This window comes from Roseomonas sp. HF4, from assembly GCF_005222755.1.
GTDB lineage: Bacteria > Pseudomonadota > Alphaproteobacteria > Acetobacterales > Acetobacteraceae > Neoroseomonas.
The window spans coordinates 515,228-532,133 of the sequence record NZ_STGD01000001.1 but is presented as its reverse complement, the minus strand read 5'-3'; the positions used below and the strand labels follow the sequence as shown (position 1 = coordinate 532,133).

General features: G+C 73.7%; 15 protein-coding genes. 5 read left to right on the top strand and 10 right to left on the bottom strand.

The window, feature by feature from the left end; genetic code table 11:
* Nucleotides 1-9: 9 nt before the first annotated feature.
* Genes E8M80_RS02560 through E8M80_RS02535 form a run of 6 tightly spaced genes read right to left on the bottom strand, consistent with a single transcriptional unit; the run spans nt 10 to nt 6,180 of the window.
* Nucleotides 10-879 carry a glycosyltransferase family 2 protein gene (locus tag E8M80_RS02560; protein ID WP_137124070.1) on the bottom strand — a complete coding sequence of 290 codons (870 nt, stop codon included), beginning with the start codon at nt 877-879 and terminating at the stop codon, nt 10-12.
* Complete coding sequence (locus tag E8M80_RS02555) at nt 879-1,754, bottom strand: glycosyltransferase family 2 protein (RefSeq protein ID WP_137124069.1); 876 nt, start codon at nt 1,752-1,754, stop codon at nt 879-881. The genes E8M80_RS02560 and E8M80_RS02555 overlap by 1 nt, the downstream gene beginning before the upstream one ends.
* Nucleotides 1,751-2,875: a glycosyltransferase gene (locus E8M80_RS02550; RefSeq protein WP_137124068.1), complete on the bottom strand. Its 1,125-nt coding sequence runs from the start codon at nt 2,873-2,875 to the stop codon at nt 1,751-1,753. Before E8M80_RS02550 ends, E8M80_RS02555 begins: the two co-directional genes overlap by 4 nt.
* Entirely contained in the window at nt 2,872-3,948 is a 1,077-nt protein-coding gene (locus E8M80_RS02545; RefSeq protein ID WP_137124067.1) for a glycosyltransferase family 1 protein, read from the bottom strand. The genes E8M80_RS02550 and E8M80_RS02545 overlap by 4 nt, the downstream gene beginning before the upstream one ends.
* Complete coding sequence (locus E8M80_RS02540; RefSeq protein WP_170979155.1) at nt 3,945-5,456, bottom strand: flippase; 1,512 nt, start codon at nt 5,454-5,456, stop codon at nt 3,945-3,947. Before E8M80_RS02540 ends, E8M80_RS02545 begins: the two co-directional genes overlap by 4 nt.
* A 28-nt stretch (nt 5,457-5,484) precedes the next feature.
* The gene (locus E8M80_RS02535; protein ID WP_137124065.1) at nt 5,485-6,180 is read right to left on the bottom strand and encodes a sugar transferase; all 696 of its coding nucleotides are present in this window, start codon (nt 6,178-6,180) and stop codon (nt 5,485-5,487) included.
* Between the two features lie 249 nt (nt 6,181-6,429).
* On the opposite strand from E8M80_RS02535, the gene E8M80_RS26930 reads away from it, so the two are divergent.
* On the top strand, nt 6,430-8,079 hold the full coding sequence (locus E8M80_RS26930; RefSeq protein ID WP_137124064.1) for a DUF6311 domain-containing protein: 1,650 nt from the start codon (nt 6,430-6,432) through the stop codon (nt 8,077-8,079).
* A gap of 186 nt (nt 8,080-8,265) precedes the next feature.
* Here E8M80_RS26930 and E8M80_RS02525 read toward each other — a convergent pair whose 3' ends face one another.
* Nucleotides 8,266-9,225: a glycosyltransferase family 2 protein gene (locus E8M80_RS02525; protein ID WP_137124063.1), complete on the bottom strand. Its 960-nt coding sequence runs from the start codon at nt 9,223-9,225 to the stop codon at nt 8,266-8,268.
* 133 nt (nt 9,226-9,358) lie between these two features.
* Here E8M80_RS02525 and E8M80_RS02520 point away from each other — a divergent pair, with 133 nt between their 5' ends.
* From E8M80_RS02520 to E8M80_RS02505, 4 genes are all read left to right on the top strand, one after another.
* Nucleotides 9,359-9,556 carry a DUF4089 domain-containing protein gene (locus E8M80_RS02520; RefSeq protein ID WP_137124062.1) on the top strand — a complete coding sequence of 66 codons (198 nt, stop codon included), beginning with the start codon at nt 9,359-9,361 and terminating at the stop codon, nt 9,554-9,556.
* Nucleotides 9,553-10,956: an AtzE family amidohydrolase gene (locus E8M80_RS02515; RefSeq protein WP_137124061.1), complete on the top strand. Its 1,404-nt coding sequence runs from the start codon at nt 9,553-9,555 to the stop codon at nt 10,954-10,956. The genes E8M80_RS02520 and E8M80_RS02515 overlap by 4 nt, the downstream gene beginning before the upstream one ends.
* Nucleotides 10,957-10,958: 2 nt before the next feature.
* Nucleotides 10,959-11,342: an oxalurate catabolism protein HpxZ gene (gene hpxZ / locus E8M80_RS02510; protein ID WP_137124060.1), complete on the top strand. Its 384-nt coding sequence runs from the start codon at nt 10,959-10,961 to the stop codon at nt 11,340-11,342.
* A gap of 112 nt (nt 11,343-11,454) precedes the next feature.
* Nucleotides 11,455-12,885: an NAD(P)-binding domain-containing protein gene (locus E8M80_RS02505; protein ID WP_206035548.1), complete on the top strand. Its 1,431-nt coding sequence runs from the start codon at nt 11,455-11,457 to the stop codon at nt 12,883-12,885.
* Nucleotides 12,886-13,114: 229 nt separating this feature from the next.
* On the opposite strand, the gene E8M80_RS02500 is transcribed toward E8M80_RS02505, so the two are convergent.
* Genes E8M80_RS02500 through E8M80_RS02490 form a run of 3 tightly spaced genes read right to left on the bottom strand, consistent with a single transcriptional unit; the run spans nt 13,115 to nt 16,802 of the window.
* Nucleotides 13,115-14,791 carry a thiamine pyrophosphate-dependent enzyme gene (locus E8M80_RS02500; RefSeq protein WP_137124059.1) on the bottom strand — a complete coding sequence of 559 codons (1,677 nt, stop codon included), beginning with the start codon at nt 14,789-14,791 and terminating at the stop codon, nt 13,115-13,117.
* A gap of 11 nt (nt 14,792-14,802) precedes the next feature.
* Nucleotides 14,803-15,768, bottom strand: a complete 966-nt coding sequence (locus E8M80_RS02495) for a tripartite tricarboxylate transporter substrate binding protein (protein WP_206035547.1) — start codon at nt 15,766-15,768, stop codon at nt 14,803-14,805.
* Between the two features lie 56 nt (nt 15,769-15,824).
* A complete protein-coding gene (locus E8M80_RS02490) occupies nt 15,825-16,802 on the bottom strand; it encodes a tripartite tricarboxylate transporter substrate binding protein (RefSeq protein ID WP_240789853.1) in 978 nt (325 codons plus the stop codon).
* Between the last annotated feature and the right edge of the window lie 104 nt (nt 16,803-16,906).

The following is a 16,906-nucleotide window of genomic DNA, read 5'->3' as shown; positions in this document are numbered from 1 at the left end:
GGGGGGGCGCTAGAGCTCCAGGATGCGCTCCGGCGCCGCGCGGCCGCGCAGCAGATCCCACAGGCCCATCATGTTGCCGCGGAAGCGTCCCCGGCGATCCGCCCAGGGCTCGGGCTTCAGCGACCGCGCGAAGTTCGCCAGGCAATGCCGCGCCGCGCTCGGGATCGCGTGGTTCCAGGGGAAGGTCCCCTTGCGCGCCAGGTAGACCGGGTTGACCACCTGCGAATAGCCGAGCCGCACCTGCGCCACGCGCCCCGATTTCGCACCGAGATGCACGCCGCGCGCGCCGGCCAGCCGCAGGATGGCGCCGTGCCGGCCCAGTTGCCGCGTCACGTCGATGTCCTCGTACCAGGCATAGAGCGGCAGGCGTTCGTCCACGCGGATCCCGTGCGCCCGGACCACATCCATCCGGAACGCCATGTTGCAGCCATAGCCGTTGAAATGCGGCGCCGTCGCCATGGCGTCCGCGGGCGGCACGTCGGCGGCGAGCAGCGCCGCTCCTTCCTCGAGCGAATAGCCCGGCGCGTTCGCGCCGTCCGCGACGACCGTGCCGGTCGCGACCACCATGTCGGGTCGCGCCGCGAAGGCGGCCTCGGTCACGGCGAGGTAGGCGGGCGCGCAGAGGAAGTCGTCGTCGAGGAACAGCACCACGTCGCAGTCATCCGCGGCGTCCAGGATCGCGTTGCGCTGCCGTGGCAGGCCGGCGGCGGCGGTGATGAACTCGACGCCCGGCACCGCTTCGCAGCCTGCGACGTCGTCCGGCGTCACGTGGCAGACGATGATGCGGTCGGCCGGGCGTGTCTGGCGCCCGAGGTCGCGCAGGACATGCCCGAGGATGCCCGCGCGCCCGCGCGTGGCGATCCCGATGGCGATGCGCATCAGGCCGCTTCGGTGAGGGGCATCAGGCTCGGCGGCCGGCGGGCCTCGGCGGCGAGGGCACCGGCGACGCGGCCGCGCCAGGTCATGAAGTAGTAGGCGGCGTCGTGCGTCCTGAGCCGCGCGAGGCTGAGAGCCACGCCCGCCAGCGGGCGCACCATGAAGGCGAGCCACGCCGCGATGGGGGCGCCGTGCCGGCGCAGCGCGAAGCCGAGGCCGCGCCCGTAGCGTTCCGCGCGCGCCGCCGCGACCTCGGTCAGGCGCTTGTCCGGGTGGACGATGCGCAGCTCCGGCTCGTAGCGCGCCTCCAGCCCGCGGGCGATCGCGCGGCAGACGAGGTCGTTGCCCTCCGCCGAGCCGAAGCGCGTGCCGGGGCCCATCCCCTCGTCGAAGCCGCCGAGGCTGAGGGCCGTGGCGCGCGGCATGAAGAGGTTGAACTCGATGACGCTGGTCCAGACGTTGCCGAGGTCGATCGCCCCGCTCTCCGCCCGCCAGCGGCCCGAGCCGAGCCCGCCGGCCGGCGACGCCGCCGGGCCGGTCAGCACGCCAAGCCCTGGGTTCGCCGCAAAGGCCGCCTCGACCTGGTCCAGGACGCCGGGCGGGTAGAGGCAGTCGTCGTCGGGGAAGGACACGATCTCGCCCCGCGCGTGGCGCAGGCCGAGGTTGCGCGCGTGGTTCGCGTTGCGCACCGCCGACCGGAAGCGGCGCAGGTCGACCCGCCCCTCATACGCCGCGAGCACGGCGTCCAGGCGGTCGTCGTCGTTCTGGTCGATGACGATCACCTCGAGGTCCGCACGCCCTTGGGCGAGCAGGCTGTCGATCAGTTCGGCGACTTCCGTGTCGCGGCCGAGCGTGGCGACGACGAGCGAGAACTTCATCGGGACTGTCCCTCGCGCGCTTCCTGGACGATGCGGCGCATCGCGCCGCGGAAGGCGACTGGGGAGAACCTTTCCGCATTGGTGCGGCAATCTTGTGGCGAGAACGCCAGGCCCGCGCAGCGTTCCACGGCGGAAACGATGGCCTCGGCGCTCTGCTCGTCGAACAGCAGGCCGGTCGGCCGAGGGGCGCCGGGCGGGACGACGATGTCCCGCGCTCCGCCCCGGCCGAAGGCGATCACGGGCGTGCCGCAGGCCTGCGCCTCGACCGTCGCGATGCCGAAATCCTCCTCGGCCGCGAAGACGCAGGCGCGGGCGGATTGCGTCAGCGCGACCAGTTCCTCCTGGCCGACGCGGCCGCGGAATTCGATGTTGGGCGCGCCGGCCGCGGCGTCCCGCACGCGGGGCGCGTTCGGGCCGTCGCCCACCACCACGAGGCGGCGGCCGGGCATGCGCCGGAACGCCTCGGCGATCAGCTCGATCCGCTTGTAGGGCACCATGCGCGACGCGATGAGGTGGTAGTCCTCCTTCGCCTCGCGCAGCGCGAAGCGCTCGATGTCGACCGGCGGATGCACGACGACGCTCTCGCGCCGCCAGGACTTGCGGATGCGTTCGGCGATGTAGCCGGAATTGGCCACGACCACGTCGGGGTTGAGCGCGCTGGCGCGGTCCCACATCCGCATCCGGTGCAGCAGGCTGCGCGTGTACATCCCCTTGAGCCCGCGCTCGAGCCCCGCCTCCCGCAGGTATTGGTGCTGCAGGTCCCACGCATAGCGCATCGGGCTGTGCACGTAGGACACATGCAGCTGCCCCGGCCCCGTCAGCACACCCTTGGCGACGGCGTGGGAGGAGGACAGCACCAGGTCGTAGCCCGCGAGGTCGAGCTGCTCGATCGCGAGCGGCATCAGGCCGAGGAACTTCCGGAAGTGCTTCCGCGCGAAGGGCAGGCGCTGGATGAAGGTGGTCGCCACCGGCTTGCCGCGCAGGAAGCCGCGCTCGGCCTCGGGCAGAAAGTCGCAGACGGCGAAGAGGTCCGCCTGCGGCCATTCCGCGATCAGCTGTTCCAGCACGCGCTCGGACCCCGCGTGGGTTTCGAGCCATTCGTGGACGATGGCGACCTTCATGCGATGCGTTCCTGCACCAGCGCGAGAAGCTCCCGCGCCGCGCGGTCCCAGGTGAAGCCCCGCGCGCGATCGAGGCCCGCTGCGCGCAGCCCGTCGCGCAGGCCGTCCTCGGTCGCGAGTCGCAGCAACTGCTCGGCCAATGTCGCGGGCTCGGCCGGGTCGAACCAGAGCGCGGCATCGCCGCAGACCTCCGGCACGGCGCCGGCGCGCGCGGCGACGACCGGGCAGCCGCAGGTCATGGCTTCGAGCGGCGGCAGGCCGAAGCCTTCGTAGCGCGACGGGAAGACGAGGCAGAGCGCGGCCTCGTACAATGCGCGCAACTCAGCATCCGAGACCCGGCCCAGCACGCGCGCGGCATCGGCCGCCACGCCGCCGCCGGCGCGGAACACCGCCGGGTCCGCCGCTCCCGCGACCGCCAGCGTGAGGCCTTGCCGCCCGAGCGCCTCGGCCGCCGCACCGAGCGCGGCCAGGTTCTTGTGCGCCGCCGGATTGCCGACCACCAGCGCGAAGCGGCCCGGCTCCAGCCGGTGCCGGCCGAGCACGGCGGCATCGGCCGGGATGCGCAGAACGTGCTCGCCCCCTTCGGGCAGCACGCCGATCGCGGCGGGATCGACGCCGAGCGCCGCCGCGATCCGCGTGCGCGAGAACGCCGACACCGTCAGCAGCCGCGCGCCGCTGCGCGCCAGGCGCCGCTGCAGCAGCCGGTACCAGGTGCGGAAGGCGAAGGAGTAGCTCTCGGGCGTGTCGAAGGCGCCGGCGTCGTGGATCACCACCGCCTGCCGCGCGCCGGCCAGCAGCGGCGCGGTGTTGCCGAGGTTGACCAGGACATCACCGGCGAGCGCGCGCGGCAGGTCGAGCTGTTCCCAGGCCTGGCCGCCGCGCGTGCCGACGGCTTCCGCGCGCAGGTGCCGCAGCCCGGCATCCCGCGCGCCCGGCGGGTGCAGCACCCGCGCCACCGGCCATGCGCCGGCGCCGGCGAGGGTATCGGCGGCCGCGACGATCTCGGTTGCGAATCGCTGCACGCCGGTCATGCCCTGCGTCAGGTAGCGGCCGTTGATCGCGAGGCCCGTCATGCGCGCGCCATGCGGAGGCGCCGCAGCATCGTGGCGCGATCCTCGGCCGGCGCGGCGCGCCAGCCGACCGCGAGGGCCGCCGCCAGCGTCACGGCGCCGAGCGCGGCCGCGGGCAGCAGCCCCGGCAGCGGCACCATCAGCGCCAGCCCGGCGCCCGCCACCGCCATCAGCGGCAGCAGTGCCCGCCCGCTCGTGGCCGCGGCCGGGTAGAAGCGCGCGGCCAGCAGGAAGCGCCCGGCGCAGTCGGTCGCGGCGCGCAGCGCCCAGGCGATGGCCGCGCCCTCGATGCCCACCAGCACCAGCAGCCCCGCGCCGAGCGGCAGGAACACCGCCGCCTGCGCCAGCGAGAAGCTCGCCGTCACGTCCGGTCGGCCGATGGCGTCGAGGAAGGTGCCCGGCACGAAGGCGAGGCAGGAGAAGAAGATGCCGACCGACAGGATGCGCAGCACCATGCCGCCGCCTTCCGCGAATTCCGTGCCGAGCCAGAGCCACAGCAGCCATTCGGCGCCCGCGACCAGCACGAGGCAGGCCGGCAGGCCGACCGCGGCCACGATCAGCGCGCCGCGCCGCAGCAGCAGCGCCGTCCGTTCGGGCGCGACCCGGAAGGAGGAGGCGATGGCCGGCAGCAGCGCCTGCGCCACCGCCACGGGCAGGATCCACATGCGCATGACGAGGTCGAGCGGTGTCGCATAGAACGCGACCGCCGTCAGCCCGATCAGCGCGCCGATCAGGAAGCGGTCGGCATAAAGGAGCACCTGGGTCAGCGCGCCCGAGAGGCTCATCCAGCCGCCCTGCCGCAGCAGCGGCCGCAGCAGGGCGAAGCGCGCCTGCGCCAGACCGAGCCCCGGCACGTGCCGCCAAGCCAGCGCAGCATAGGCCAGCCCGCTGGCGAGCCGCACCAGCACCAGCGCCGCCATGACCGCGACCAGGCTGTCCCAGACCAGCAGCGCGATCACCGGGCCGAGGTAGTAGAAGATGCTGACCGGCATGTTCACGAGGTTCGCCGCCCGGAAGCGCTGCCAGGCCGCCAGCACGCCCCAGAGCGCCGCGTTCAGCACGACCAGCGGCGCGCCCAGCGCCAGCAGCCGAAAGGCGGCCAGCGCCTCCGCCTTCAGCGCCGGAGGCACCAGCAGCACGCGCTCGATCAGCAGCGGCATCAGCGCGAAGGCAATCCCGCCCATCACGGCCGAGAGCACCATCAGCGAGATGAGCGTGGCGCCGACCAGCGCCGGCGCCTCCGCCCCGCGGCCCTGGCCGATCCGTTCCGAGACCGCGCGCGTCAGCGCCATGCCGAGGCCGAGGTCGAAGACGCCGAAGATGCCGACCAGCGCCAGCGCCAGGGTGAACAGGCCCCAGCGCTCCGTGCCCAGGAGGTGGACCAGCACCGGCGTCAGGGCCAGCGCCAGCAGCAGCGGCACGCCGCGTCCCGCCGCGTTCCACAGCACGCCGGAGACGAGCCTGCGCCCGCCGGCCCGGTCCTCCGGGCCCTCGGACGCCGCGATCGTCATCGGATGGGGCCTCGACTGCTCCTGAGGCTCAGTGTGCGCCGCGGCGCGACAGCACGGCAACCGGGGTGCGCACCAGGATACGCAGGTCCGCCAGCACCGACGGCTGCGAGACATAGGCGACGTCGAGCGCGACCCGCTGGTCGTAGGAGGTCTCGCTGCGGCCGCTCACCTGCCAGAGGCCGGTGATGCCCGGGCGGACCGACAGGTAGTGCGCCGCCGCCGCGCCGTAGTGGCGGTCGAGTTCCGACTGCGTCACCGGGCGGGGGCCGACGATGCTCATCTCCCCCTTCAGGACGTTCAGCAGCTGCGGCAGTTCATCCAGCGAGGTGGCGCGGAGGAAGCGGCCGATGCGCGTCACGCGCGGGTCGCGGCGGAGCTTGCGCGTCGCCTCCCATTCCGCCCGCGCCGCGGGATCGGCGGCGAGCAGCGCGTCGAGGCGCGCCTGGCTGTCCACCACCATCGAGCGGAACTTGAGGCAGCCGAACAGGCGCCCGCCGCGGCCGACGCGCGGATGGGCGTAGAAGGCGGACCCGCCGTCGACGCGCACCGCAAGGGCGATCAAAAGGAAGATGGGCAGCGCGAGCAGCAGGGCCGCGCCGGCGAGGGCGACATCCATCGCGCGCTTGACCCGGGGCAGGGCCGCGCGGTCGCCCGCGCCGGCCGAGGGCACCGCGACAGAGGACGCGCCCTGCGAGGAAAGGGGACCAACCGGAACGCTGGACATGAGCGATATCGGCCTTCTGGGCGAAACCGCTGCCGGGGGGGCCGGCGGCGGCCAGGGGTGTCCGCTTCTCCCGCCGGTGCGGCGCCGCCTGGGCACCGTGAACTCCGGCAGGAGCCTTGGATGAAGCGGACGATGACCCGCGGGCCTGACCGAAGTGGGACGCGGTTGCGGCGGGATTGTGGCGGCGCAGCATGACGGCCGTCGTCCGGCAGGCGGTATCCAGCGGACCTCATCATCCTCTACAGCCTCTTGACCCTGCCGCCGGAGCCCGCGCCCCTGTCCCCCCGCCTCGTCACCGCCCTGTCCTACGGATTCGCGCTGCTGCTCGGCGCGGTGCTCGTCGCCGCCGTCTTCCCGGCGGATGTCCTGGTGCCGCGCGCGGGTGCCGCCTTCGCGCCGCAGGGCGACGCCGCGCAGCACGCCATCGCGCAGCGTTATTTCCTGGCCGACGCCTGGCGCTGGCCGCCGCTGATGGCGCGGAACCTGATCCCGCCCGAAGGGCTGAACATCGCCTTCGTCGACGGCATCCCGGCGCTGGCGCTGGTGCTGAAGGCGCTGCGCGGATGGCTGCCGGATGGCTTCCACGGCATCGGCCTCTGGTACGCCATCGCCTGGGTGATGCAGCCCGTGGCCGCGGTCTGGTGCCTGCGCGGCACCGGGGAACGGCGCCTGCTGCCGGCGATGGGCGTGGCCCTGGCGGCGGCCTCCATGCCGGCCTTCCTGAACCGCTACGGCCACGCCGCGCTGGTCGGGCATTTCACGCTGCTCGTGGCGCTCGGCCTCTATCTGCGGCTGGCGCGGGGCCAGACCGTCCTGATGTGGGCGGCGGCGGTCGCGGCGGCGGTCGCGACGCTGCTCGTGCATCCCTACCTGGCCGCGATGGCGCTGGCGCTGCTCGCCGCGGTCCCGGCGACGCTGCTGCTGCGGGGCGACCGCGGCTGGGTGGCCGCGGCGCTTGGTGTCGCGGCCTGCACGGTCGCGGTGGGCGGCACCATGGCGGCCTTCGGCTACCTGGGCGCGGCCGGAGACGGCGGCTATGGCGACTTTGCGCTGAACCTCCTCTCGCCGGTCTGGCCGCATCGGTCCTGGGTGCTGGGCGGGCTCGTCGCGGCGGAGATCGATGCGACCGGCCATGGCGGGTGGGAGGGCTACAACTGGCTCGGCCTCGGGCTGCTGGCGGGGCTCGCCGCGCTGGCGCTGGCGGCGCCGCGGGCGGTGGCGGCGACGTTGCGGCGCCATGCCGGGCTTGCGCTGGTGCTGCTGGCGCTGACGCTGCTGGCGGTGTCCTTCCGCGTCGGCGCCGGGGCCTCGATCCTGCTCGACCTCGGGGAGGCGCCGGGGCCCTTGCAGCAGTTCCGCGCCTCGGGCCGGTTCTTCTGGCCGGTCGGGCTCGCGTTGCTGGTGGGCACGGTCGCGCTGATCGCGCGGGTGCCGCGTATCGGGCCGGCGGCGGCGCTGGCGCTGGGCCTGGTGCAATTCGCCGATGCCGCGCCGAACCGCGCCGCGATCGCAGCCTGGGCGCAGCAGCGCGCGCCCTGGACGGTCGACGCGCCGGCGCTGCGCGCCCTGCTGGCCGAGGCCGGCCGGCTGACTCTGCTGCCGAGTTGGCCCTGTGTGCCGAAGCCGGACACGATGGGCACGCATGCGCTCCAGCTGCAGGTGCTGAGCCTGGCCGCCGAGCGCGGCGTGCCCGCCAACACCATGTACGTCGCGCGCTGGCGCGGCGAGCGCCCGGCCTGCCGGGACGCGGCCACCATCGCCGCGCCGCTCGCGCCCGGGGAACTGCGCATCGCGCTGCCGGGCGCGCGGGCGGCGGTCGAGGCCGGCATGCCCGGGGCGGCCGCGGCGTGCCGGGCGGTCGGCGAGCTGCTCGTGTGCCGGGTCATGCCGGGGGGATGAGCTTCCTCGACGCGGGGTGAAGGAAGGGCGGGGGGAGAAGGGAACTTCTCCCCCCGGACCCCCCACAACCTTCTTTGCCTTCTTGGCGTCCGACCTTCAGGACCAGCGCCAAGTGACAAAGAAGGGAGGGGGCTCGGGGGAGGTTCTCCTCCCCCCACCTTTCGACCCCCGAGCGGATGCCCGCCGTCAGCCCTCCGTCCGGCTCGGCGCGTAGCGTTCCGTGATGTAGAGCGGCCGGCCCTTGGTCTCGTTGAAGATGCGCCCGAGGTATTCGCCGATGATGCCGAGCATCATCATCTGTACCCCGCCCAGGAACAGCACGACTGCGAGCAGGCTCGGATAGCCCGCGACCGGGTTGCCATAGAGCGCGGTGCGGACGAGCAACTGCGTCAGGTAGAGCACGGCGCCGATCGCCGTCAGCAGCCCGAGATAGGTCGCGACCTTGAGCGGCGCGACGGTGAAGGACGTGATGCCCTCCAGCGAGAAGTTCCAGAGCTTCCAGTAGTTCCACTTGGTCGTGCCGGCCGCGCGCGGCGCGCGGTCGTAGCGCACCGCCCTGGACGGGAAGCCGATCCAGGCGAACAGGCCCTTCATGAACCGGTGCTGCTCGCGCAGCTTCAGCAGCGCATCGACGGCGCGGCGCGACATCAGGCGGAAGTCGCCGGTGTCGGGCGGCAGGTGGACCTTGCCGCCAAGCCGCTGCATGACCCGGTAGAAGCCGGCCGCCGTCGCCTTCTTGAGCCAAGTTTCCCCTTCGCGCGTGTTGCGCTGGGCGTAGACGACGTCGAAGCCCTCCCGCCAGGCGGCGACCAGGGCGGGGATCACCTCGGGCGGGTCCTGCAGGTCGGCGTCGATCACGACCACCGCCTCGGTCGCGCGCGCGTGGTCGAGGCCGGCGGTCAGCGCGATCTCCTTGCCGAAGTTGCGCGACAGGTTGACCACCGCGGCGCGGGGGTCCCCGGCCTGCAGGCCGAGCATCACCTCGAGCGTCGTGTCGCGGGAGCCGTCGTTCACGTAGACCACCTCCCAGGCCATGCCGATGTCCGCCAGCGCCGCGGCCAGGCGGCGGTGGAATTCGGGCAGCACCTCCTGCTCGTTGTAGGCGGGGACGACGATGGAGAGCGCGGGCGCGGCGGGGCTGGTCATGGGGCGATCCGAAGGGCCGGGCGGCGCCTGCCGCCCATCGCCGCCAGGAACCGCACCGCTTGGGCCAAATCAAGGCGTCGATGGGTCCGGCGCGGGGATTGCATCGAATCCCGCCGTCACGGAGCCTGCCGCCATGCCCGATCCCATGCCCCCCGACCCCGAGGCGCTGCTCGCCGCCCTTCTGCCCCCGACCGGCATCCCGCTCGACCCCGCCTGGCGGCCGGCGGTCGCGGCCAACCTGCGCGTCGCGGGAGCCATCGCGGCCGCGCTGCAGGCCTTCCCATTGCCCGACGCGACCGAGCCCGCGCCGGTCTTCGAGCCCGGCCGATGAGCGTCGCGGAGCTGCTCGACCGCGACGCGACCGGCATCGCGGCAGCCATCGCGGCCGGGGAGGCGAGCGCCGCCGAACTGGCCGAGGCCGCGCTGGCGCGCATCGCGGCGCGCAACCCGGTGCTGAATGCCTTCACCGACGTCACGGCGGCGCGGGCGCGGGCGCGTGCTGTGGCACTCGACGCCGCGCGGGCGCGCGGGGCGGCGCTGCCGCCGCTGGCCGGCGCGCCGGTCGCGGCCAAGAACCTGTTCGACATCGCGGGGCTGGCCACGCGCGCCGGGTCGCGCATCAATCGCGACCATCCGCCGGCGACGACGGATGCCACGGCTGTGGCGCGGTTGGAGGCGGCCGGCGGGCTGCTGCTCGGCGCGCTCAACATGGGCGAATACGCCTACGACTTCACCGGCGAGAACGCGCATGACGGCGCGTCGCGCAACCCGCACGACACGGGGCGCATGACGGGCGGGTCCTCGGGCGGGTCGGGGGGCGCGGTGGCGGGCGGGATGGCGGCGGTGGCGCTGGGGTCGGACACCAATGGCTCGATCCGCGTGCCCGCCGCCTTCTGCGGCACCTTCGGGCTGAAGCCGACCTATGGGCGGCTGTCGCGGGCGGGCGCCTTCCCCTTCGTCGCCTCGCTCGACCATGTCGGGCCGCTGGCGCGGTCCGTGCGCGACCTGGCGGCGGTGTTCGACGCGCTGGCGGGCCCCGACGCGGCCGATCCCGCCTGTACGCGGCGCGCGGCCGAGCCCGTCGGGCAGGGCTTCGAGGCCGGCATCGCGGGGCTGCGCATCGCGCGGCTCGGCGGCTGGTTCGCGCGGCACCGGATGGCCGAGAGCGACGCGGCGCTCGACCTCGCTTGCGCTGCGCTCGGCGTCACGGCGGAAGCCGCGCTGCCCGAGGCGGAGCGCGCCCGCGGTGCCGCCTTCCTCATCACCATGGCGGAGGCAGGCGAGTTGCACCTGCCGCGGCTCCGCGCGCGCGCGGCCGAGTTCGACCCCGCCGTTCGCGACCGGCTGATCGCCGGCGCCCTGCTGCCGGCGGCCTGGGTGCAGGCGGCGCAACGCTTCCGGCGCTGGTTCGCGCAGCAGGCCGAGGCGGTGTTCCGCGACCATGACGTGCTGCTCGCCCCCGCGACGCCGATGGCCGCACCGCCACTCGGCACGCAGTCGGTCACGCTGGACGGCGTCGAGATGCCGCTCCGGCCGAATATCGGGCTCTACACCCAGCCCATTTCCTTCATCGGCCTGCCGGTGGTGGCGGTGCCGGTCTGGCCCGGCACCCTGCCCATGGGCGTGCAGGTGATCGCCGCCCCCTGGCGGGAGGACGTCGCGCTGCGCGTCGCGCGCGCGCTGGAAGCCCGAGGCGTCGCCCGCGCCCCCGTCGCCCCCTTCGGAGCCTGAGCATGCAGATCGACATCCCCGAGGTGAAGCAGGCGGTCGAGGCCGCCTTCGCCCGCTACGAGGCGGCGCTGGTCGGAAACGACGTGGCGGTGCTGGACGAGTTGTTCTGGCAGAGCCCGCAGACCGTCCGCTTCGGCGCCACCGAGAACCTGTTCGGCGCGGCCGAGATCGCCGCCTTCCGCGCCGGCCGATCGCCGAAGGGCCTGCAGCGGGAGATCCTGCGCACCGCGATCACCACCTACGGGCGGGACTTCGCGACCGCGTCGATCACCTTCCGGCGGGAGGGCTCGGCGCGGATCGGGCGGCAGCAGCAATCCTGGGTACGATTTCCCGAAGGGTGGCGGGTCGTCGCCGCGCATGTGAGCCTGATGGACGCGCCGGGCTGAGGGACCGTTCGAGACCGCCCCCATCGCGCGGTCCGACGTCCGGGCCCGGCAGTTCCCAGGCCCTTCACGCCGCGCCGCCCGCCGCCATCTGAGACGAAACCGGACCGAGTGCATGCCGATCCCCAGGACCCTTCTCGACCTCGAGGCCGATGTCGCCCGCGACCTCGCGCTGACGGCGCATCCGCGCGCGCCCTGGCTGGTGCCCAAGACTTCGGGCGGGACGCCGGTGCTCGATTGCCTCGTGATCGGCGGCGGGCAATGCGGGCTCGCGGTCGGCTTCGCGCTGAAGCGGGACCGGGTGGACAACCTGCTGGTTATCGACCGCGCGGCCCACGGGCGGGAAGGCCCCTGGGTGACCTATGCGCGGATGCACAACCTGCGTTCCCTCAAGGACCAGACCGGGCCGGACCTGAAGACGCCCTCGCTGACATACCAGGCCTGGCACGAGGCGCAGTTCGGCCAGGCGCATTTCGCCGCCATGCGCTGGATCCCGAAGGAATTGTGGAACGACTACCTGCTGTGGTTCCGCCGCGTTGCCGGCGTGCCCGTGCGCAACGGCGTGACGGCCGGGCGGATCGGGCCCGCGCGCACGGATGACGGTCTGCCCTGCCTCAGCGTCGAGACGAGCGCCGGGCCGATGCTCGCGCGCAAGGTGGTGATGGCGACAGGCCAGGAAGGCGTCGGCCGCACCTGGATGCCGGAGTTCGTGGCGGCGCTGCCGAAGGCCCTGCGCGCCCATGCCTGGGACGAGATCGACTTCGCCGCGCTGCGCGGGAAGGTCGTGGCCGTGCTCGGCGCGGGCGCCTCGGCCTTCGACAATGCGGCGGTCGCGCTCGAGGCCGGCGCGGCGGAGGTCCACCTGTTCTGCCGCCGGGCGGACCCGATGGTGGTGCAGCCCTATCGCTGGCTGACCTTCGCGGGGTTCCTCCGCCACCTGCACGAGATGCCCGACGCCTGGCGCTGGCGCTTCATGGCGAAAATCCTGGGCATGCGGGAAGGCTTCGCGCAGGACACCTACGACCGCGCCAACCGTTTCGCGAATTTCACCATGCATATCGGCCGGCCCTGGACGGGTGCGCGGGCGGAAGGCGGGCGGGCGGTGCTGGAGACGGCGCGGGGCGACTTCGCCGCCGACTTCGCGATCTGCGGCACGGGTGTGCGGATGGACCCGGCGCTGGTGCCGGAATTGGCGGGCTGCGCGGACAACATCGCGCTCTGGCGCGACCGCTACGACCCACCGCCTGAGGAGGCGAACGAGCGGCTGGCGATGTTCCCCTATCTCGGGCCGGAGTCCGCCTTCCTGGAGAAGCGCGCGGGCGAGACGCCCTGGATCCGCGACATCCACCTGTTCGGCATCGGCACCAGCATGTCCTTCGGCCCGGCGGGGTCGTCGATCAACGCCATGTCGATCTCGGCGCCGCGCGTGGCGGCGGGCATCACGCGCGGGTTGTTCGAGGCCGACCTGCCGCGGCTCTGGGCGGATCTCGAGGCCTATGCCGTGCCGCAGGTGGTGCTGGACGAGGCCAAGCTGGCCGCGGAGTAGCGGCGGCGGCCCGCGACCCGGGCGTCGCCGCGCTTGACGCGGTGCAGCAGGCGGCGCGCCGCGGAAGTGTCATGGTGGTGTACGGGGGGAGAAGGGAACTTCTCCCCCCGGACCCCCCACAACCTTTTTTGTCACTTGGCGCCCGGCCTCCCGGGACCGGCGCCAGGTGACAAAGAAGGGAGGGGGATCGGGGGAGGTTCTCCTCCCCCGACCTTCTTGAACGGCGGCCTCAGGCCGGCAGCGGCATGCTCCGCTTCTTCCAGGCCGAGGCCTGCAGCGCCGAGGACTTCACGTGCACGAGCACCGGCCGGTCATCGACGGCGAAGGCCTCGGCCAGCACCGCCTCGATCTGGTCCTCCGCCGTGATCGAGAAGGCCGCCGCGCCGAAGGACCGTGCCCAGGCCACGAAGTCCGGGTTCACGAGGCGCGTCGCCTGGTCGTAGGGCCGCCCCGGGTAGCGCCCTTCGTGGTGCATGCCGATGGTGCCGTAGCCGGAATTGTCGGACAGGATCACGACCGGTGCCACGCCTTCGCGCACCGCCGTCGCGATCTCGTTGCCGGTCATCAGGATGCCGCCGTCGCCCACGAAGGCGACCGCGCGCTTGCCCGGCCGACGCAGCGCGGCGGCCACCGCCATCGGCACGGCCGCGCCCATCGCGCCGACGTTGGAGGCGAGGAACATGTGTGTCTGCCGGAACGGGAAGTAGCGATGCAGGAAGGATGAGAAATTCCCGGCATCGGACGTGACCGCGGCATCGGCGGGGATGTGGCGCGACATCGCCGCGCAGACGGCGCCGAAATTCACGCCGTCCGGCATGCTGTCCCATTCCGGCGCCAGCAGGCCGCGATGGATGGTGTTGAGCCCCTTCACCCAGGCGCGGCGGGCGTCGGTCGGCTCCGGCGCATTGCGCGCGAGCAGGCCGCGGATGACGGCGTGCGGGTCGGCCGCGATCGGCAGGTCGACACGCCAGACGCGGCCGATCTCGTTGGCGTCGGGCCAGACCTGCACGAGCGGGAGTTGCGGTTCGGGCGCGGCGGGGAAGGTGTAGGACTGGCTGATGCTGTCCGACAGCCGCTCGCCGAGGCAGATCATGAGATCCGCCTTCTTCATCTCGTCGAGCAGCGGCTTCGGCACGCGGATGCCCATGTAGCCGCCGTAGTTCGGGTGGTTGGCGTCGAACAGATGCGGGCGCCGGTGCGTCGGGCTGACGGGCAGCATCCAGGCTTCCGCCAGGCGGTTGAGGTCGGCGAGCCCGGCCTCCCCGCAGGCGGCCATGGCGCCGCCGACCAGCACGAGCGGGCGCTCGGCGGCGGCGAGCATCTCGGCCAGGCGGTCGAGGTCCTCGGCGCGCGGGCCGGGGCGGGGCAGGGTGCGGGGCCGCACGACGGGGCCCTCGGCGGGCTCGTCGAAGATGTCCTCGGGCAGGATGACGGCAACGGGGCCGGGCGTGCCGGATTGCGCCAGGTGGAAGGCGCGCGCGATCACCTCGCTCGCCTGGATGGGCTGGATGACCTCGAAGACGCCCTTGGTCACGTCGGACAGCAGGCGAGAATAGTTCTGTTCCTGCAGCGCCAGGCGGCCGACATCCTTTCGCTCCACATGGCCGATCAGCATCACGAGCGGCGTCGCGTCGTGGAAGGCCGTGTGCAGCGAGATCATGGCGTTGGTCACGCCCGGGCCGCGGGAGACGAGGGCGACACCCGCCCGCCCGTCGCGCATGCGGCCGTCGGCGGCCGCCATGAAGCCGGCGCCGCCCTCGTGCCGGCAGACGATGAGGCGGATCTGCGGGAACTCGGTCAGCGCGTCCGTCAGGCCGAGATAGGATTCGCCCGGCACGCAGTAGATGAGGTCGACATCGTGCGCGGCGAGGCTTTCGGCCAGGAGGTGGCCGACGGTGCGGGTCATGGGGCGTTTCCCTATCGGGGCTGGAGGCCCGCGGCGCGGACCAGGGGCGCGAAGGCGGCGATCTGGGCCGCGACGAAATCGGTGTAGCTCTCGGGCGTCGTCTCGGGCGGCGCGCCGCCGAGATCCTCGAGCCGCTGGTGCATCGCCGGATCGGTCAGCACGGCGCGGATCTCGCGCGCGAGGCGCGCGACGACCGGCGCCGGCAGGCCGGCGGGGCCGGAGATGCCGAACCAGGCGTAGGAGACGACGTCGATGCCGCTTTCCCTGAAGGTCGGCAGGTCGGGGAAGGCGGCGGCACGCTCGGATCCGCTGACGGCCAGCGCGCGCAACGCGCCGCTGCGCACATGCGGGCCGGAGGAAGGCAGGCTGTCGAGCATCGCCGGCACCACGCCGCCGATCACGTCGGTCAGCGCGGGACCGGCGCCGCGGTAGGGCACGCTTTCCGTCCGCACGCCGAGCGCCATGGCGAGCCTGACGCCGGCCAAGTGCGACGACGTGCCGATGCCGGCGACGGCGAAGCGGATCTCACCGGCGGTGCGCGCGGCGGCGGCGAAGTCGGCGATTGTCCGCGCCGGATGCGCGGGGTTGACCACCAGCATCGAGGGCGAGCGCGCGATCATCGCGATGTGCGTGAAGTCGCGCATCGCGTCATAGGGGATGTTCGGATAGAGCGCCGGCGAGACGCCGTGCGAGGTCGAAGAGGAGACGAGCAGCACATGCCCGTCCGGCTCGGCGCGCGCCACGGCCTGCGCGCCGATGGTGGCACCCGCCCCGGCCCGGTTCTCCACCACCACGGGCTGGCCGAGCCGCGCGCCGAGGCGTTCCGCGACCAGCCGCCCCACCACATCCGTGGTGCCGCCGGGCGCGAAGGGCACGACCAGGCGGACCGGCCGCGCGGGCCAGGCCTCGCCCTGCGCGCGGGCGGGCCGCGCGAGCAGCGGCAGCGCGGCGAGCGCGAGGTGGCGGCGTTGCATCATCGGCGTCGTCCTTCCCGGTGCGGGACATCCTGCCGCAGATGGAGATCGCCGCAAGGTCAGTCGATCGCGACGCCGGCGCGCTGGACCACGGGCGCCCATCGCGCATGGTCGGCCTGGACGAAGCGGCCGAAATCCTCGGGCGTCGCGCTGGTCTCGATGTCGAGGCCGCCGTCGAGCAGCTTGCGGTGGATGCCTTCGTCAGCGACCGTCGCGTTGAGCGCGGCGTGCAGCCGGGCAAGCCGGTCGGGCGGCGTGCCGCCCGTGGCCAGCAGGCCGAACCAGGTCGCGGCCTGGATATCGGGGAAGCCTGCCTCGCCGGTCGTCGGCAGGTCCGGCAGCGCCGCGTTGCGCTGCGGCCCGGCGATGGCGAGCGCCCGCACGCGCCCGGATTCGATGTGCGGCTGGAGCGGCGCCAGCGCATTGGTGAAGACCTGGATGCGCCCGGCGACGAGGTCGTTCATGGCGGGGCCGGTGCCGCGATAGGGCACGTGCTGCATCTCCACGTCGAGAACCTGCGTGATGAGCGCGCCCGCCGCATGGCCCGTGCTGCCGACGCCGGGGGAGGCGTAGTTGAGCGGCGGGTTGGCCGCGCGCGCCACGGCCTGCAGTTGCCTCAGGGTCGTGGCCTGCACCGAGGGATGCACGACGATGACATTGGCGCCGCTGCCGATCAGCCCGACCGGCGCGAAGGCGGTGGCCGGGTCGTAGGGCAGGCGGCGGCGGACCAGCTGGTTGATCGTCAGGCTGCCCGAGCCCCCGAGCAGGATCGTGTAGCCGTCCGGCTGCGCCTTCGCGACGACCTCGGCGCCGAGCGCCCCGCCGGCGCCGCCGCGGTTCTCGATCACCAGCGACTGGCCGAGCCGCGCCCCCATGCCGTCCGCGACCAGGCGGCCCACGATGTCGTTCGTGCCGCCGGGCGGCCAGGGGATGACGAAGCGGATCGGCCGGTCGGGGAAGGCCTGGGCCAGGGCCGGGGCGGGCAGCGCCGCCGCCAGGGCGAACAGGCTGCGCCGCGTGGCGCGGAACATGGTCATGGACAGGTCCTCCGGTCGCGCGGGCCCTGCCCCTGTGGCGTGGCCCGCGCGCTGCGCTTTCGCTTGCTGGGAAACTGACCGCGGCGCGCCGCCCTGTCCAGGGA

Excerpts from the sequence above, each read along its gene's own strand:
- E8M80_RS02520 (WP_137124062.1), top strand. The coding sequence starts at position 9,359 with ATGCCCGATCCCATGCCCCCCGACCCCGAGGCGCTGCTCGCCGCCCTT.
- E8M80_RS02495 (WP_206035547.1), bottom strand. The coding sequence starts at position 15,768 with ATGATGCAACGCCGCCACCTCGCGCTCGCCGCGCTGCCGCTGCTCGCG.
- E8M80_RS02550 (WP_137124068.1), bottom strand. The coding sequence starts at position 2,875 with ATGAAGGTCGCCATCGTCCACGAATGGCTCGAAACCCACGCGGGGTCC.
- E8M80_RS02525 (WP_137124063.1), bottom strand. The coding sequence starts at position 9,225 with ATGACCAGCCCCGCCGCGCCCGCGCTCTCCATCGTCGTCCCCGCCTAC.
- E8M80_RS02535 (WP_137124065.1), bottom strand. The coding sequence starts at position 6,180 with ATGTCCAGCGTTCCGGTTGGTCCCCTTTCCTCGCAGGGCGCGTCCTCT.
- hpxZ (WP_137124060.1), top strand. The coding sequence starts at position 10,959 with ATGCAGATCGACATCCCCGAGGTGAAGCAGGCGGTCGAGGCCGCCTTC.
- E8M80_RS02505 (WP_206035548.1), top strand. The coding sequence starts at position 11,455 with ATGCCGATCCCCAGGACCCTTCTCGACCTCGAGGCCGATGTCGCCCGC.
- E8M80_RS02500 (WP_137124059.1), bottom strand. The coding sequence starts at position 14,791 with ATGACCCGCACCGTCGGCCACCTCCTGGCCGAAAGCCTCGCCGCGCAC.
- E8M80_RS02555 (WP_137124069.1), bottom strand. The coding sequence starts at position 1,754 with ATGAAGTTCTCGCTCGTCGTCGCCACGCTCGGCCGCGACACGGAAGTC.
- E8M80_RS02545 (WP_137124067.1), bottom strand. The coding sequence starts at position 3,948 with ATGACGGGCCTCGCGATCAACGGCCGCTACCTGACGCAGGGCATGACC.
- E8M80_RS02515 (WP_137124061.1), top strand. The coding sequence starts at position 9,553 with ATGAGCGTCGCGGAGCTGCTCGACCGCGACGCGACCGGCATCGCGGCA.
- E8M80_RS02540 (WP_170979155.1), bottom strand. The coding sequence starts at position 5,456 with ATGACGATCGCGGCGTCCGAGGGCCCGGAGGACCGGGCCGGCGGGCGC.
- E8M80_RS02560 (WP_137124070.1), bottom strand. The coding sequence starts at position 879 with ATGCGCATCGCCATCGGGATCGCCACGCGCGGGCGCGCGGGCATCCTC.
- E8M80_RS02490 (WP_240789853.1), bottom strand. The coding sequence starts at position 16,802 with ATGACCATGTTCCGCGCCACGCGGCGCAGCCTGTTCGCCCTGGCGGCG.